Origin of the sequence: Amycolatopsis sp. WAC 04182 (assembly GCF_003947465.1) — a bacterium.
Lineage (GTDB): Bacteria > Actinomycetota > Actinomycetes > Mycobacteriales > Pseudonocardiaceae > Amycolatopsis.
Map to the genome: position 1 here is coordinate 31,215 of NZ_QHJJ01000012.1, position 15,427 is coordinate 46,641.

Annotated in this window: 11 protein-coding genes; 3 read left to right on the top strand and 8 right to left on the bottom strand. The window is 69.2% G+C overall.

Annotated elements, in window-relative coordinates; genetic code table 11:
• Positions 1–21 precede the first annotated feature (21 nt).
• Entirely contained in the window at positions 22–726 is a 705-nt protein-coding gene (locus tag DMH01_RS41765) for a class I SAM-dependent methyltransferase (RefSeq protein ID WP_125684953.1), read from the top strand.
• On the opposite strand, the gene DMH01_RS41770 is transcribed toward DMH01_RS41765, so the two are convergent.
• The 5 genes from DMH01_RS41770 to DMH01_RS41790 all read right to left on the bottom strand — a co-directional run bounded on the left by DMH01_RS41770 (position 720) and on the right by DMH01_RS41790 (position 8,838).
• Positions 720–2,465 carry a hypothetical protein gene (locus DMH01_RS41770; RefSeq protein WP_125684955.1) on the bottom strand — a complete coding sequence of 582 codons (1,746 nt, stop codon included), beginning with the start codon at positions 2,463–2,465 and terminating at the stop codon, positions 720–722. The two genes, DMH01_RS41765 and DMH01_RS41770, sit on opposite strands and share 7 nt — an antisense overlap.
• 8 nt (positions 2,466–2,473) lie before the next feature.
• A complete protein-coding gene (locus DMH01_RS41775) occupies positions 2,474–4,045 on the bottom strand; it encodes a substrate-binding and VWA domain-containing protein (RefSeq protein WP_125684957.1) in 1,572 nt (523 codons plus the stop codon).
• A 103-nt stretch (positions 4,046–4,148) separates the two neighbouring features.
• Positions 4,149–6,263: an EAL domain-containing protein gene (locus DMH01_RS41780; RefSeq protein ID WP_125684959.1), complete on the bottom strand. Its 2,115-nt coding sequence runs from the start codon at positions 6,261–6,263 to the stop codon at positions 4,149–4,151.
• A gap of 105 nt (positions 6,264–6,368) precedes the next feature.
• Positions 6,369–7,418: an alpha/beta hydrolase gene (locus tag DMH01_RS41785; protein WP_125684961.1), complete on the bottom strand. Its 1,050-nt coding sequence runs from the start codon at positions 7,416–7,418 to the stop codon at positions 6,369–6,371.
• 76 nt (positions 7,419–7,494) lie between these two features.
• Positions 7,495–8,838: a cytochrome P450 gene (locus tag DMH01_RS41790; protein ID WP_125684963.1), complete on the bottom strand. Its 1,344-nt coding sequence runs from the start codon at positions 8,836–8,838 to the stop codon at positions 7,495–7,497.
• 171 nt (positions 8,839–9,009) lie between these two features.
• Between DMH01_RS41790 and DMH01_RS41795 the strand changes: the two genes are divergently transcribed.
• Entirely contained in the window at positions 9,010–9,822 is an 813-nt protein-coding gene (locus DMH01_RS41795) for an SAM-dependent methyltransferase (protein ID WP_125684965.1), read from the top strand.
• Between the two features lie 57 nt (positions 9,823–9,879).
• Here DMH01_RS41795 and DMH01_RS41800 read toward each other — a convergent pair whose 3' ends face one another.
• Positions 9,880–10,368 carry a hypothetical protein gene (locus tag DMH01_RS41800; RefSeq protein ID WP_125684967.1) on the bottom strand — a complete coding sequence of 163 codons (489 nt, stop codon included), beginning with the start codon at positions 10,366–10,368 and terminating at the stop codon, positions 9,880–9,882.
• Between the two features lie 124 nt (positions 10,369–10,492).
• Here DMH01_RS41800 and DMH01_RS41805 point away from each other — a divergent pair, with 124 nt between their 5' ends.
• Positions 10,493–13,198: a BTAD domain-containing putative transcriptional regulator gene (locus DMH01_RS41805; protein ID WP_125684969.1), complete on the top strand. Its 2,706-nt coding sequence runs from the start codon at positions 10,493–10,495 to the stop codon at positions 13,196–13,198.
• On the opposite strand, the gene DMH01_RS41810 is transcribed toward DMH01_RS41805, so the two are convergent.
• Together DMH01_RS41810 and DMH01_RS41815 are read right to left on the bottom strand one after the other, a co-directional pair.
• A complete protein-coding gene (locus DMH01_RS41810; RefSeq protein WP_125684971.1) occupies positions 13,191–14,000 on the bottom strand; it encodes an alpha/beta fold hydrolase in 810 nt (269 codons plus the stop codon). The genes DMH01_RS41805 and DMH01_RS41810 overlap by 8 nt on opposite strands.
• A 58-nt stretch (positions 14,001–14,058) precedes the next feature.
• Positions 14,059–15,207 carry an epoxide hydrolase family protein gene (locus tag DMH01_RS41815; protein ID WP_125684973.1) on the bottom strand — a complete coding sequence of 383 codons (1,149 nt, stop codon included), beginning with the start codon at positions 15,205–15,207 and terminating at the stop codon, positions 14,059–14,061.
• Positions 15,208–15,427: the final 220 nt, after the last annotated feature.

Genomic DNA, 15,427 nt, shown 5'->3' on the forward strand with positions numbered 1-15,427 from the left:
AACGTGGCTACTATGCGCCCTATGACAGACGGTTTCGAAGATGCGTGGTCGCTCGCCGAACCCGTCAAGGGCTGGATGACGCGGGAGCAGGGCCTCGCCTTGTGGAACGCGGCCTGCCGCCTGGACAAGGGCGACCTCATCGTCGAGATCGGCAGCCACCAGGGCCGTTCGACGATCGTGCTCGCCAGCGCCGCCCGCACGGTCGGCGCGCGGGTGGTCGCCGTCGACCCGTTCGTCGACGGCCGTCTGTTCGGCGGATCGCCGACACGCCAACGGTTCGAGGCCAACCTGCGGAAAGCGGGCGTCGAAGACGTCGTGGAACTCGTGGCGGAGTACAGCACGAAGCTCCGGCCGAACTGGGACCGTCCGATCCAGTTGCTCTACATCGACGGCAAACACGACTACTGGACCTACACCGACGACCTGCGCTGGTCGGCCAACCTGACCGACGGCCGGGAAATCCTGGTCCACGACTGTTTTTCGTCGATCGGCGTCACCATCGGCACGATCGCGAAAGTCCTCTTCGGACGGCGCTACACGTACCTCGACCGCGCGACGTCGCTGGCCCGGTTCCGGCTCTCCCCTCCGTCGGTCAAGGACAGGTTGCGCGTGCTCGCCCAAATGCCGTGGTTCCTGCGCAACGTCGGGATCAAGATCCTGCTACGGCTCCGGCTGGCGCCCGTGGCGAGGGTCTTCGGCCACGACAGCCCGTACGACCCCTACTGAGTGAGCGGCTTGCCGACGTCGACCTTCGCGAGACAGACGGGAGCACCCTTGGCGGACAGCTGGAAGCCGATCTTGTCGAACAAGCCCTCGATCGGCAGGTACATGGTGTGCAGGCCGGGTTGGAACCACACCGGCACGCGAGTCCCGTCGCGGTCCACGAACCCTTCTCCGCCGTCCGAGGTGAAGTAGTCGATCCGCAGCAGGTAGCGGCCGAGAACGGGCGTGTCCAACGGAACGCGGACCAGCTGCTCCCCAATGGTGTACCCGCAGCCGGCCACGGGGCCGGGAACGCCACGGGAAACCGGTTCCACACCGGTGATCGTCCGCGCGGTGCCCGTATCGTCCAAAAGGGACATCCGGCTCGTCGGCTGGTCGAACAGGAAACCCGGGATCAGCCCCACCACCCTGGACGTGCGGGCGTTTTCGCCGAACCAGCCGTGCAGAACGTCATTCGGCACCGCCGTGTCGAACAGCACGAGATCGGGATTCCGGTCGATCGAGGCCCGCGCGTTGGCGAGGAACTCCCGGGAGTGGTCGAACCGGAGTCCGGGCGCCAGCCGGGAGAACCCCACGGCGGAACTCGCGATCAGGGCGAGGCACAACGCCAAGGCGATCGGGCGTTTCGCCGTGGACGGCACGGTGTCCGAAGGCCGGTCGAGTGATTTGGGCTCCAGGAAGGCGAAAGCGAGACACAGCGCGACGACGAGCGCCAGGTCGGCGACGTAGCGGGGATCGCTGCCCAGTTCCGGGCCGACCTCGGTGAGCCGGGTGGCCGCCGAAAGCCCGATGTCCGCCACGAACACCAGCCCCAGCAACAGCCACGCCTTCCTGGCCCGGAGCCCGCCCACGCGGATCCCGGCGACCAGCACCACGACGGCCAGGAGCAGCAGCGGAATCCGGACGGCCACGGGTGAAGCGGCGAACGTCGCACCGGGCCCCGGCCCCGACCAGGGCCCGCCCACGAGTCCGGGGATCAGGGTGTCGCCGAGCATCCGGCCCGTCATGTCCGCGACCGTGCCGACGGTGACCGCACCGCCGCCTTGCCCGACCTGGCTCGTGGTCAAGGCCAGGAAAACGACGGCGTAGCCCGCCACGACAGCGGCGAGGACCCCCATCAGCACGAGGTGGCGGCGCAAGGAAATCCCGAGCAGCACGGTGATCCCGGCGATCAGCACCGGGATGAACACGGCCTTTTCGTAGAAGGCCAGCCCGAACACGGTCCAGGCCACGGTGGCGATCGCCCAGCGCCCGCCGTCGGCGAGATACCGCACGTGCGCGTGGAGGGCGGCGGTGGCGGCCAGCAGCACGGGCGCGATCTGGATGGCGTACGCCCACCACAACGTCGGGACGAGCAGCAAGGTCGACGTCGTGAACATCGTGAACGGGACGAGAATCCCCCACCGGCGCCCGAAACAGCGCACCAGTATCGCCCACAACAGCACGGACGACGCCGCCTGCATCAGCAGGACCGGTGCCATCAGCACGGCGAAGTTCAGCGGCGCCCACGCGGTCAGCACGTCGGCGAGCAGGAATCCGCCCGGCGCGAAATGACCGTGGTAATCCTGGAAGAAGTAGCCGAAGTCGAACGGCCCCGACTTCGCGGCGTGGTAGGTGATGACGAAATCGTCTTGCGCGAGGCTGCCGCGTAGTGCTGCCCACGCGTGCAGCACGAACGGGATCACACCGGCGGCGAAGGCGGCCGACGTGACCGGCGAAGGTCTTTTCCCCCGGAGAGCCAAGGGTCGCCTCAATTCTTGCAGGTCGGCGGCTGGCACATGATCTTGCTCAGCGCCTGGTAGAAGACGTCCGAGATCTTCCTCGGATCGGGGGTGGTGAACGAATCCCCGCCGGTGGCGGTGGAAACCTGCCGCAGTTCGGACGCGTCGATATCCGGCCCGATGCCGATCCCGATGACGGGCAACGGTTTCCTCGGGTCCTGGAGTTTGCCCAGTTCCTCCAGCAGCCGCGGCAGCCCGATCGTCTCGCCGTCCTCGTTGCGCCCGTCGGTGAGGACGACGACCAGGTTGATCCGGCCGGGTTTCCAGTTCTGCCTGGCGTTCTGGTAGGCGGCGAGGATCGAATCGTAGAGCCCGGTCGCGCCGCCGGCTTTAGGCCGCACGGCCTGAAGCCGCTCGACCCCGCCCGACGATTTCTGCTCGGCGATCGTCTTCATCGGCAACAGGACCCGATGGTCCTTGTCACCGTCCAATTTGGTCGAAAACAGCCACAACCCCAGCTCCGTGGAGGGTTTGAAAAGCCCGAGCCCCTGCGTCGCGGCCTGCAGCGTGAGCTCCATCCGGCTCTTCCCCGTGCCAGGTACGGCGGCGGCCATCGATCCCGAGACGTCGAGCAGCACCTGGACCCGGGCGCTCAGGTTCGTCCCCGCCCAGGCCTGGAGCGCGGCGTACAGGTCCGTCACCGGCGGAGGCCCCGGCGGATGCGGCGCCGGATCGGTCCGGCTGTCCTGCGCCCGCGGCACGGCGAACTGACCGTTGGGGGCCCGGAATCCCTCGTCGGCGAAGATGCTCCCGGCGAGCGGATCGAGCAGCAGCCGCAGAAAACGTTCCGCCGCCGTCCTCGACGCTTCGGATGCCTTGGGCAGCACGACATACGGATAGTCGAACCCTTGCACCGGGACACCGGGGTACGCGGCCACCAGGTTCCGCGCGAGTACCGCCTGTTCGGTCGCCGGGGTCTGGCCCGCCGCGGGGTTCAGTTTGCGCATGACGGCGGTGAAGGCCGCGGCCGGGTCGGGCTCCTTCTCCGTCAGCTTCCGCAGGGCGAGCAGGGCGGCGACGCCGAGCGGATCGCGCGCCGGGTCCGGGATCCCGACCTGGGAGCCGTCGAGGATCTCCTGCCAGGACGGAGCCTTCCCCGGCCAGCCGAGCCGCCGCGCGGTTTCGTCGGGAAGTCCCAGCACCACCGGGGAATTCGCCACCGACTGACCGGATTCCGGCAGGTTCCACGCCCCGGCGTCCCTGGCCTGCGACAACATCGTGCTCGACTCGGGAACCCAGACGTCGGGCCCGCCGGAAGCGGTGGTCCCGAGCAGATCGGCGACCTCGGCCGACTCGCGCGCGGTCACGTTGACACTGAAGCATTCTTCCTGCGGCACGGTCTTCGCGAGCCGTGTGAGCACCGGCGCCACGTCGGGCGCCGCGGTGATCTCGACCGGCGTCAGCGCGTCGCAACCGTTGCCCGCCAACCGGGCCCGCAGATAGTCCACGCCCCACCAGGCGCCGAGCGCGATCACCAGCAACAGGCTCAAGACGACGACGGGCGCGTTGAAACGCCCGCCACGCCTCGGGCCTACCTGCATGTGCCTGCCTCCGAGGTGCGGGGTGAGGACCTGGGATGTTGCCCAATCCGCCCGCGAACGTCAACCCTCGGGTAACTTAGCGCCTTCCGCTACGGCAAACGGCCTAACCGAAATACCGTCCGGCACCGATATGGGCACCGGCGGTCCGCCACCATCCGGCGTCGCCGGTGGAGTCGATACCGTCCGCGATCACCGTCGCGCCAGCCATGGTCGCGGTGTCGATGAGGTTCCGCAGCGAACGTTCCGCCAGCGGTTCCGTCCGCCGCTCCGCCAGCCGTGGCGCGATCCGGACCGTCCGCACGGGCACGTCGACGAGGCACACGACGTCACCGGCCGCCCCGAAGTCCTGCAGTTCCGCATCCACGCCGATCTCGGCGAGGAGATGCAGGTTGTCGACGGTCTCGCCGCGTTCGGCGAGCACGGCGCCGGCGGGGAAGCCCAGCCGCAGGCGTGACGGCCCGATTCCGGTCGCGGTCAGGATGTTCCGCACCGACCCGACGAGATCGGGATCCGCGGCCTGATGCGGGGTCAGTCCCACGACCATCGGGAGCCTGCCGTCCGACTCCTCGCAGGCGGTGCGGATGAGCCATTCGCCCAGCGGCGCGATGAGACCGGTCTCATCGGCGAAGCGGACGCAGGTGTCGTGACCGATCCGGCCGTGGCGCGGGTGGTTCCACGCGAGTCGCGCCTCGATACCCGCCGGCCTGCTGTCCGCCAGCCACGTCAGCGGCCGGAAGCCGACCTCGATCTGGCCGGTCTCCCAGGCGCCCGCCATGGAAACGGCCAGGCCGAACTCGTGCCGTTCCCTGGTGTCGAGAAGGGAGTCGGACAGCGCCCACTGGCGGTAACCGTTGGCCTGCGCCCGGCGCAGCGTCATACCGGAGACGCGCAGCAGCTCGTTCGGCGCGATGTCCCTCGGTGGCCGGTGCACGACCCCGATACAGGCCGAGACCGCCACCCCGCTGCCGCTTTCGAGGTAGACCGGTTCGGAGAGCTCCTGGTTGATCATGCCGATGACGGTGGCGACGTCCGGGCTGGCCGCGGTGTTCTGGATGAGGATGCCGAATTCGTCACCACCGATCCTGGCGACGAGCGCGTCCTCGCCGCCGACGACGGCCCGCAGCTTCGCGGCGACGTTCTTCAGCAGGTCGTCGCTCTGTTTCTGGCCGAGCCCGCCCGCGATCAGGGAGAAACCGTCCAGGTCGAGGTGGTAGACGGTGACGCCGAACGAAGGGTCGGCGTGCCGCAGCGCCCGTTCCAGCCGGGTACCGAAGCACTGCCGGTTCGGCAGGCCGGTCAGCGGGTCGTGCAGGGCCTGACGGCTCAGTTGCCGCTGCAGCAACGAGACGTCCGTGTCACCCGCGACCAGGGTGATCAGCTGCTGGGCTTCGCCGGCCGGGTCGCGGATGACAGCGCCGGTGAAGGCCGCCCACATCGGTTCCTCGTCCTCGGCCACGAGTCTTCGCGACAGCTCGAGCCGCTGGCTCTCGCCTTCGAGCAGCTTCCGGTAGCCCTCGCGCAGTCCCTCGGCGTCGTCCGGGTGCACGAGGTCGTAGAGGTTGAGCCCGACCAGGTCCGCGACGGGCCGGTTCAGCATTTCGGCGAACGCGGGGTTCACCCGCTGGACGCGGCCGTCGACCCTGGTGACGGCCACCCCGGTGGCCGAACCGGTGAAGAGCTGCTCGAACCGTGCCTGGGTCAGCACCAGTTCACGCCGGGTCTCGCGTTCGAGCGTGACCAGGGTGCGGCTCAGATCCTCTTGCTGTGTCTGGATGCTCTCGCGCAACGCCTCGCCGTAACCGGCCGCGAGCGCGCCGAGCACCTGCAACACCCGTTCGGGGAGCGACTTCACGCTGCGCAACTCCGGTTCGTGCAGAAGTCCCTTGCCGAGCACCTCCATCGTGCGACGGAGGCTGTCCGGGCCGACGCATCTGAGCGCGACGAGCCGCGCGCCGGCTTCGGAGGCCTGCGCGGGTTCCGCGTCTTCGCTCAGCACCGCCGCGAAGACCTCGTCCAGGAGAACGGCGAAATGCTCTTCGATCTGGGCGTGGGTATACGGAAGATACGCCGTACCGGTGACCAGGTAGGCCCACTTGCGGGCCAGCGTGGCGCGGGTCGGCGCGGTGTTCTTCCGCTTCGGGGCTGCGGAGGATGAAGTTCTTTTCGGGGCGTCCGGCGATACGGGGAACTCATCGCCGTCCGGAAGTGGGGCAGTCACGTCCGCCGGTCCTGGGGTCGCTTTCGTATTCCGTGGTGGAGAAACATCCTCCACGATTCTCTATCCGTACTCACGGTTCACCGATCATCCAATCGGGTGGTCACCCTACGGTACTGCAACTCCCACCTTGTCCCTCAGCCAAACGCGGGTGGCGTCCCGGTACTCGGCCGCATTGCGATGCAAGGCCAGCGAATGTCCGGCACCGGACAGAACATACGTGGAAAGCTGCGCCTCGGGCCGGTAGAACGGCGCTTCGGCCGGCCGCAGGGTCTCGCCGCTCGAACAGTCCCGAAGCGCGAAAAGGCCGCAGAACAGGACGTCCTTCGATCCGACCGCCTGGAGAACCGGCACGCGGATCGCTTTCGTCGCGGGCAGCACGATCCCGAACACGGCGACCGTTCCCATTCCCGGGACCGAAACCTGATCCTTGGTCGCCTCGTCGGCTTCGATGACGCGGGGGTCGGTATTTTCCGTCGCATAGAACAGTCCGGCACGTGCTCCCGGTTTCGTCGTGAAATACAGCGGATCGCTGCCGAGCGAACCGAGCGTGCCGTCCGTGAACGCGGGTTGCAGGCCGAAAAGCACCCCGAGGGTCAAGGCGGGGACCGACGGCAGATGCGTCATTCCGGTCAGGATCACGCCGTCCACGTCCTGATACGTCGAGGCCTCGGCCGCGACGATGCCGGAACCGACCGAATGCCCGACGATCACGACCTTCTCGAACGGCGTGCCGCCGACCCGGCCCGCGCGCAGATGGCCGATCACCTCGTGCATCGAGCGCGCCAGCACCGGCAGCAGGAGCGGAAGGCTGAACGGTTTGCTGCTCCCGCCCGAACCGAGCTGGTCCGCGGCGAAGGTCGCGTAACCGTGCTTGGCCATGTCCCGCTGGTACGAATAGCGATCCGGGTCGTAGGGCAGGTCCCAATAGGCGCTGTTGTAGGTGCCGCCGTGCACCAGCAACTGCACCGCGTCGGGCGCCGGGCCGGCGGGCAGGCAGAACCGGCCGTGGACCGTGGCGGGTTCGCCGAGCGGGCCGGTGACCGGCAGATCCAGCTCGGAACAGCGGACGTCGACGGCTTCGGCCGGGGCCGCGACCAGGAAACCACCGAGGAGCACGCAGCAGGCGGCCACCGCCGTGGCCAGTTTGAGCGGCATTCTCACAGAACCCTCTCCGGAATCGGGACGCTCGGAAGGAGGATGAACCCTACACGGGGTGATCGAGCGCTCACCGTCAGCCCGAGGTTCTCGGCCGCGCGATCATCGGCAACCGGTTCGGCTGCATCGTCGCTTTGATCTTGGGAAAGACCTTCACGCCAGGGACCGGTTCCAGCCGCCACCGGGCGCCGATCGTCGCCGCCACCAACGCGATCTCCGTGGGAGCGAACTGATGTCCGGGGCACAGCCGGGCGCCGGCGCCGAACGGAATGAACGCGCCCTTCGGCACCGCCGCGGCGCGCTCCGGCTCCCAGCGATCCGGCTCGAAGCGGCCGGGATCGGGGAACCAGCGCGGATCGCGGTGCAGCGTGTGCTGGCTGACCGCGACCTCGGTACCGGCGGGGATGCGCACGCCGCCGAGCTCGACGTCCTCCCGCGCCCGCCTCATCAGGATCACCGGCGGAGTGCGGCGGACGACTTCGTTGATGATCCGGTGCGTGTAGACCAGGCGCGGCAGGTGGTCGAACCGCGCGGGCCCGCCTGCCAGCACCTCGTCGACCTCGGCGTGGAAGCGGCGCTCGATCTCCGGCCGCGCCCCGATTTCGTGGAAGAACCACGCGAGCGCGACGGCCGTCGTCTCGGCGCCGGTGGTGAGGATCGTGATGACCTCGTCCTCCACCTGACGGTCGGTCATTCTCTCGCCGGTCTCGTCGTCTTCGGCCAGCAGCAACATCGACAGCAGATCGCCCTGGTCGCCGCCCTTCTCGCGCGCCCGGACGACGGCGTCGCCGATGACCCGCCGCAGCCGTGCGGCCGCCGCGTCGAACTCGCGGTTGGCCGGGATCGGCAGGCGCTCCACGAACTTCGGCGAGAACGCCCTGACCATGACGTACTTCAGCATGATCGGGATCGACCGCTGGATCTCGGTGAGCGCGTCGTCGCCGAGTTCGGTGGAGAACAGCGTGCGCCCGGAGACGGTCAGCGCGAGATCCTGCATGCGCTGGTCGAATTCGACCACCTGGCCCGGTTTCCACGCGTCCGCAAGCTCTACAGCGACCTTCGTCATCGTCGTCTCGGCGTAGAGCGCGAGACGGCTTCGCTGGAAGGCGGGCAGCATCATCCGCCGTTGCCGCTGGTTGAAGGCTCCGTTGGAAGTCGCGAGCCCGTCGCCGAACAACGGACGCATCTTGTCGAACACGATGCCTTTGTCGAACTTCGCCGCGTCGACGGCGAGCAGCCGCCAGGCCAGTTCCGGTGTGGTGACCAGGTAGACCGGCATCGGGCCGAAGTCGAGCCGCACGACGTCGCCGTGCGATCGCAGTGAGGACAACAGTTTCACCGGATCACGCAGCATCGGCACGGTATGTCCCAGCATCGGCCACCGGCCTGGTGCGACGGGGACGTCCGGAGGTGGTGCCATCGTGCTCGTCTCCCGGTGCCTGGGCGCTGAACCCGGCCACCTTAGGGCCACGGGGCCGCGGACGGGGTTCCACCGCCGGACATCCACACGATCGGACGATGGCGGCCCGGTCCCGCGAGCCCGCTAGACTCCTGTGCCCCAACGGATCCCAACCGAACGGCGGCGACGACGGTGACTTCGAACCTGAGCTGGGTACCCCCGGAGGTCGACACGACCGTCCCGAATCCCGCCCGGGTCTACGACTACTGGCTCAACGGCGACCACAACTTCCAGGCCGACCGGGTCCTCGGCGACCAGATCCTGAAGATCATGCCGGGAATCCGCGACGCGGCCCGCCTCAACCGCGCGTTCCTCCGGCGCGCCGCGCTGCACATGGTGGACGCGGGCGTACGGCAGTTCCTCGACATCGGCTCCGGTATCCCGACCGTCGGCAACCTCCACGAGATCGTCCAGCGGGCCGATCCGTCCTGCCGGGTGGTCTACGTCGACCGCGAGTCCGTCGCCGTGGCCCACGCCAAACTGCTGCTGCGCGGCAACGACCGGTGCGCGGCGATCCAGGCCGACCTGCGGGACGTCAACGACATCCTCGACGCGCCCGAAACGAAGGAGCTGCTGGACCTCGACCAGCCGGTCGGCCTGTTCATGTTGCTGCTGCTGCATTTCGTGCCGGACTCGTGGGAGCCGCACTCGATACTGGCCCGCTACCGGGACCGGATCGCGCCCGGGAGTTTCCTCGCCCTCTCGCATGTCGCCGCCGACGCGAACTCGAGCGGCCTCGACGAAGCCATCGAGGCGTACAAGAGCACCCAGAACGACCCCATCCCCCGCACCCACGACGAGGTGCTGTCGTTCTTCGCCGGATTCGACGTCATCGAACCCGGCGTCGTCGGCTGCGCGATGTGGAACCCCCAGGGTGCCGGCGACATGTCCGAGGATCCGGAGATCAACGCGTTGCCGTACGCCGGGGTGGGCCGGAAACCGTAGGGTCACCTCGTGAGTGGTGAGGACGGTTAGAACCGTCCTCACCACTCACGATCCCCCTCAGGGCACGACGTCGGTCACGGTGTCCTTGATGACCTGCCACTTGCCGTGCTCACGCACCAGCGTCAGGCTGATCGTGTAGTGCCGGTCGACGTTCTGCGACGGCACCTTGTAGTAGGCGTCGAGAATCGCGAAGCCCATCTTGCAGTCCTCGACGACGGTGTGGGTCACCGTCCACGGCATGCTGTACTCGTACGGGACCTTGAACTGCTCGTTGACCACCGGGTCGACGTTGGCGTCGTAGCCGATGAACAGTTGTCCCCGGCGCCCGACCGTCACCATGTTCTGGTGGATGATCGCCCGGTAGCGGGCCTCGTCGCGTTTGTTGAAGCTGTCCATGTCCTCCCAGACCGCGCGGTCGAACGCGCGCTGGCAGGCCTGCCGCTCCGCCTCGGCCTGCTGCTCCCCGGCCGCCGCCGCAGCGGGCACGCCGATTCCCGCCGCGGCCACGACCAGCCCGGCCAACGCCGCGTAATACCGCTTGCGCATGGGGTTCTCCTCACCACATCCCGTATTCCGTACACCAGCAGGTTCGCCGGAAGGCGCATCACAGCTGCATCACTTCCGCACCGGTGCGGGCGGGCGGCCGGTTAACCTCGCGGAAGGGGGTGCGATGGAGTTTCGGATACTGGGTCCGGTGCAGTGCCGCAGCGGCGCGCGGGCGCTGAAGCTGGCGGGCTCGCGGCAGGAGCGGATCCTGGCCGCGCTGCTGCTCGGCGCCGATCGCGTCGTCTCGGTCTCCCGGCTGGTGGACGTCGTCTGGGACGAGGATCCGCCCGCCACGGCCACCCGGCAGATCCGCAATCTCACCACCGCGCTGAAACGCGCACTCGTCGCCGAGGGCGCCGCCGAAGACGTCCTGACCGCCGAAGGACCCGGTTTCGTCCTGCGCCCGCTCGCCTTCGATCTGCGCTCGTTCGAGGAGCACGTCTCGCGCGGTGAGTTCCGTGAAGCGCTCGCGTGCTGGCACGGCCCGGCTCTGTCCGGTGTGGACAGTATGGCGTTGCGCGGCGAGGCCGAAGAACTCGACGAGCGCCGTCTGTCCGTTGTGGAGCGTTGCCTCGACGAAGAGATCTCCGCCGGGGAGGACACCGTCGCCGAACTGACGGCGCTGGTCGCCGAACACCCGCTCCGTGAGCCGTTCGCCGGACTGCTCATGCGCGCGCTGCACCAGCAGGGCAGGCAGGCCGACGCGCTGAACGTCTACCGGCAGGCGAGGACGCGGCTGGTGGAGGAACTCGGGATCGAACCCGGGCCGAAGCTGCGCGAGCTCTACGAACGGATCCTCCGCGACGAGCCGGAATACGGCAAGACCCGCTGCTTCCTCCCTTACGACGTCCCGGATTTCACCGGCAGGGAAGCCGAGATCGGCCGTCTGCTCGACGCCGTCCGGCTCGGCCGCCCGGTGGCCGTCGACGGGATGGCCGGGGTCGGCAAGACCTCGCTCGCCGTCCACGTCGCGCACCGGCTCGCCGCCGACTTCCCCGACGGGCAGCTGTTCGTGGATCTGCACGGACACTCCCCCGCCCGCGAACCGCTCTCGCCCGAGGCGGCGCTCGAAGCTCTGCTCGGCCAGCTGGACATCCCGGCGAGCAGGCTCCCCGGCGGCGCGGATCGGCGGGCCGAGCTCTGGCGCGCCAGAACGGCGGGCCGGTCACTGCTCGTGGTGCTCGACAACGCCGCGAGCGCCGAACAGCTGAAACCGTTGTTGCCGGGTTCCGCCACGGTCGCGCTCGTGGTCACCGGCAGGCGCCGCCTGGCCGCGGTCGACGGTGCCGCGTCGATCAGCCTCGAAGTCCTGCCGGACGAACAGGCGGGCGCCCTGTTCGCGGCGGCGTCCGGACGACCTGACTCGGGCGTGGCCGCGTTGTGCGGGAACCTGCCGCTGGCGATCCGGATCGCGGCGGCCCGGTTGCAGAATCGTCCACAGTGGACTGTTCACACCCTGGCCGAACGGCTGGGCTCCGAACACGACCGGCTGGCCGAGCTGAAGGTCGCCGGGCGCGACGTGGCAGCGGCTTTCGCACTGTCCTATCGGGAACTCGATGCCGCGCAGCAGCGTATGTTCCGTTTGCTGGGGCGGAATCCCGGCACCGACATCGGGGTCCCCGCGGCGGCCGCACTGGCAGGCACCGGCCAGCACGAGGCCGAACGCCTGCTGGAAGACCTGCTCGACGCCCACTTGCTCAGGCAGCCCACGCTGGGCCGCTACGCGTTCCACGACCTGATCGCCGAGCACGCCCGCACCCTCGCGCGTGACGAGGAATCCGGTCCTGCGACGACCAGGCTGCTCGATCACTATCGCGACGGCGGGGGCCCCGGTTGGTACCGCGAGGAGCGGGCGAACCTGGTCGCGGTGACGCGTCACGCGCTCGACGCCGGTCTCGACGAGTACGCCTGGCGGATCGCCGAAGACACCGCGGAACACCTCCGGGAGCGCGGGCATCTCGACGAGTTGCTCGCCGTGGCGCGGACCGGGATCGCCGCCGCCCGCCGGATCGGGGATCCGCACGCGATCCAGCTGAGCCTGGCGAACCTCACCCTGGCGTTCTGGGAGAACGGGCGGCTCACCGACGGGATGGACTGCGCCATGGAGCGGCTGGACGTCATCCGGAGATCCGGTGACCGCGTGGCCGAAGCGATGGCGCTGTCCCGGGCGGGCGCCCTGCACAGCATGCTCGGCCACTACGCCGAAGCGATCCGGTTCTATCGGGACGGCCTGGCCGTCGCCGACGGCAGCACCGACGCCGCCGCGACGCTGTGGACCAACCTCAGCAACACGCAGGAGGTCCTCGGCGACCTGGACGACGCGCTGGAGTCGGCCCGCCGGTCGGTGGCGCTGCGCGAGGACGACCGCGGCACGATCCTGAGTTCGGCCCAGCTCGGCCTCGTCCTCGCCCGGCTCGGCCACTTCGACGAAGCCTTCGAGACCATCGAGCGTTCGATCGCCGACTCGCGGGATCTCGGCTACCTGTTCGGTGAGGCGTGGAGCCGGATCGACCTCGCCGACGCCCTGCTGCTCGCCCACCGCCCGGGCGAGGCACGCGAGCAGGCCGAACGCGCGTGCGCGATCCTCACCCGGCTCAACCATCCGCTGCTGCTGGCGATGGCGGCGAACAGCCTCGGCACCGCCTGCCTCGCCCTCGGCGAAACGACGGCGGGCCTAGAGCAGCACCGGCTCGCGCTGGAAACGGCGAGGCGGATCGGCTACCGGCTACAGGAAGCCCGCGCGCTCACTGGATTGGGGCAGACCCGCGCCGCACGAGACCACTACGCGGCGATGGGCCTGTCCCCCGAACCGCTGAAGGTCGTCACCTGAGGAACCCGGTGAGCAGGTCGCGCAGGGTCTCCGGCTGGTGGAGGACGCCGTGGTCCTGTCCCTCGACGGTGGCGTGGCGCGCGCCGGGGACCGTGTCGGCGACCGCGCGGGCGCCTGCCCGCATCCAGGCGTCGCTCTCCCCGCCGTCGATGACGAGCGTCGGGACCGCGATCCTGGCCAGCCGGTCCGCGGGCAGCACGTTGCCGGGACCGCAGAGCGCGAGGTCGTAAGGCAAGGTGTGGGCGAGACCGGTGAACCAGGCCCAGATCGCGTCGTCCCGCATGCCCTTCACGACCTCGGCCGGGGTGCCCGTTCCCTCGACCAGGAAGAGCTCGGCCGCGCCGTCGCGGTCGCCGTCGGCGATCAAGGCCCGGACGCGATCGAAGAGGTCTGCCGCGGGCCGCGTACGGCTGTCGTCGACGACATACGGCGGCTCGTACACGGCGAGGCTGGTCATGGCGACGCCTCTCGCGGCGGCCTCCAGGCCCAGCACCGCGCCCGACGAGTGCCCGAACACCGCCGCCGAACCACCCACATGCTCGATCAGCGCGGCGAGATCCTCGACCTCCCGCTCCACCGAATAGACCGCACCCGCGCCGCTGTCACCTCGCCCTCGCCGGTCGTAGGCGAGCACGGTGAAGTCCGAGGCCAGCGTCGCGGCCAGGCCGGCGACGGTCGTCCGATCGTTGAACGCGCCGCCGACCAGGATCACCGGTGCGCCCTGCCCGGTGCGGTCGAAGGCGATCGAGGTGCCGTCGGCCGAGGTGACGGTCTCGAACGAGGTGGTCATCAGGTCCTCCATGGGGTCGTTCGCACTTTAGCTTCGCCCCTGGGTCGGAGCCGACGACCACCGCTCGACATCACTTCGCGAGATTTCCGAAGAATTCCCGGAGCTCGGCCACCACGTCGTCCGGGACGGCCATCGCGACCATATGGCTGGGGCTTTCGTGATCCGCCCAGCGCACGAGGTCGTTCTTGCGGGAGGCGATCGTGCGCAGCGCGGACGGCCCGCCGTGGGACACGCCGGTCGGCACCGCGGTCTGGTCGATCGGCATCGCGGCCGCGCCCTCGTAGTACGGCCACAGCGAGGTGCCGCCGGTCCCGGTCAGCCAGTACAGGGTCGCGTTCGTGAGCAGCAGGTCGCGGTCGATCGGCTCGGCGGGCACCGCGCCTTCGGGCCAGCCGTCGAACTCCTTGAACCGTTCGACCAGGTACGCCAGCTGCGCGACCGGCGAATCGAGGAAGCCGAAACTGAGCGTCTGAGGCCGGTTCGTCAGGTACGGCGCGTATCCGCTGCCGCCCGCGAAGCGCTCCAGCAGCCCCGCGAGATCCGCCTGATCCCGTTCGGTGAGCCCCTCGAACTCGGCCGGATCGCCGGTCGGCACGCCGAGCCCGGACGTGATGTGCGAGCCGATGACCCGCTCGGGCGCGAGCACCGCGAGGCAGGGCGTCACCAGCGCTCCGGCGTCGTTCCCGTGTGCGCCATAGCGTTCGTAACCGAGGCGGCTCATCAGCTCCGCCCAGGTCCGCGCCACCCGCGCGATGTCCCACGGCCGCTCGTCGGCAGGCTCGGGGAACGGGGAGAAGCCGAAGCCCGGCAGCGACGGCGCGACGACGTGGAAGGCGCGCGACGGGTCGAGGCCGTGGGCACGCGGGTCGGTGAGCGGCCCCAGGACGTTCAGGAACTCGGCGATCGAATTCGGCCAGCTGTGCGTCATGATCAGCGGGATCGCGTCCGGCTCCGGCGACCGTACGTGGAGGAAATGGACCCGCTGTCCGTCGATGGTCGTGGTGTACTGCGGAAAGTCGTTGAGCCGCTTCTCGTACACGCGCCAGTCGTAGCCGTCTCGCCAGTATTCGGCCAACTCCTTGAGGTACGCGACCGGAACACCCCTGCTCCACTCGGCACCGGGCAGCGCCGACGGCCAGCGGGTGCGGGCCAGGCGGTCGGCCAGGTCGTCCAGATCGGACTGCGGGATGTCGATGCGGAACTGCTCGATGTCGGTCATGAGGTGACCGTAGGGGCCATTCAGGCCAGATTCTGACCTGAATGGCCCCGCAGTTAGTCGACCAAACGCGGCGCGGTGAGACCACCGCCGATCATGGCGTGCTCATGGCCGAGCGTGTCGCGAAAGCCACTTTCGCGACGTCTGATGTCCCGAAAGTGGCTTTCGCGACACGGCCCCTGGCAAGCATGGAGAGGTGAAGGGAGCTTTCACCGCATCCGAT

Bases quoted from the DNA above. Each gene is read 5' to 3' on its own strand.
- DMH01_RS41765 (WP_125684953.1), top strand. From the start codon at position 22: ATGACAGACGGTTTCGAAGATGCGTGGTCGCTCGCCGAACCCGTCAAG.
- DMH01_RS41785 (WP_125684961.1), bottom strand. From the start codon at position 7,418: ATGCCGCTCAAACTGGCCACGGCGGTGGCCGCCTGCTGCGTGCTCCTC.
- DMH01_RS41805 (WP_125684969.1), top strand. From the start codon at position 10,493: ATGGAGTTTCGGATACTGGGTCCGGTGCAGTGCCGCAGCGGCGCGCGG.
- DMH01_RS41775 (WP_125684957.1), bottom strand. From the start codon at position 4,045: ATGCAGGTAGGCCCGAGGCGTGGCGGGCGTTTCAACGCGCCCGTCGTC.
- DMH01_RS41815 (WP_125684973.1), bottom strand. From the start codon at position 15,207: ATGACCGACATCGAGCAGTTCCGCATCGACATCCCGCAGTCCGATCTG.
- DMH01_RS41790 (WP_125684963.1), bottom strand. From the start codon at position 8,838: ATGGCACCACCTCCGGACGTCCCCGTCGCACCAGGCCGGTGGCCGATG.
- DMH01_RS41810 (WP_125684971.1), bottom strand. From the start codon at position 14,000: ATGGAGGACCTGATGACCACCTCGTTCGAGACCGTCACCTCGGCCGAC.
- DMH01_RS41800 (WP_125684967.1), bottom strand. From the start codon at position 10,368: ATGCGCAAGCGGTATTACGCGGCGTTGGCCGGGCTGGTCGTGGCCGCG.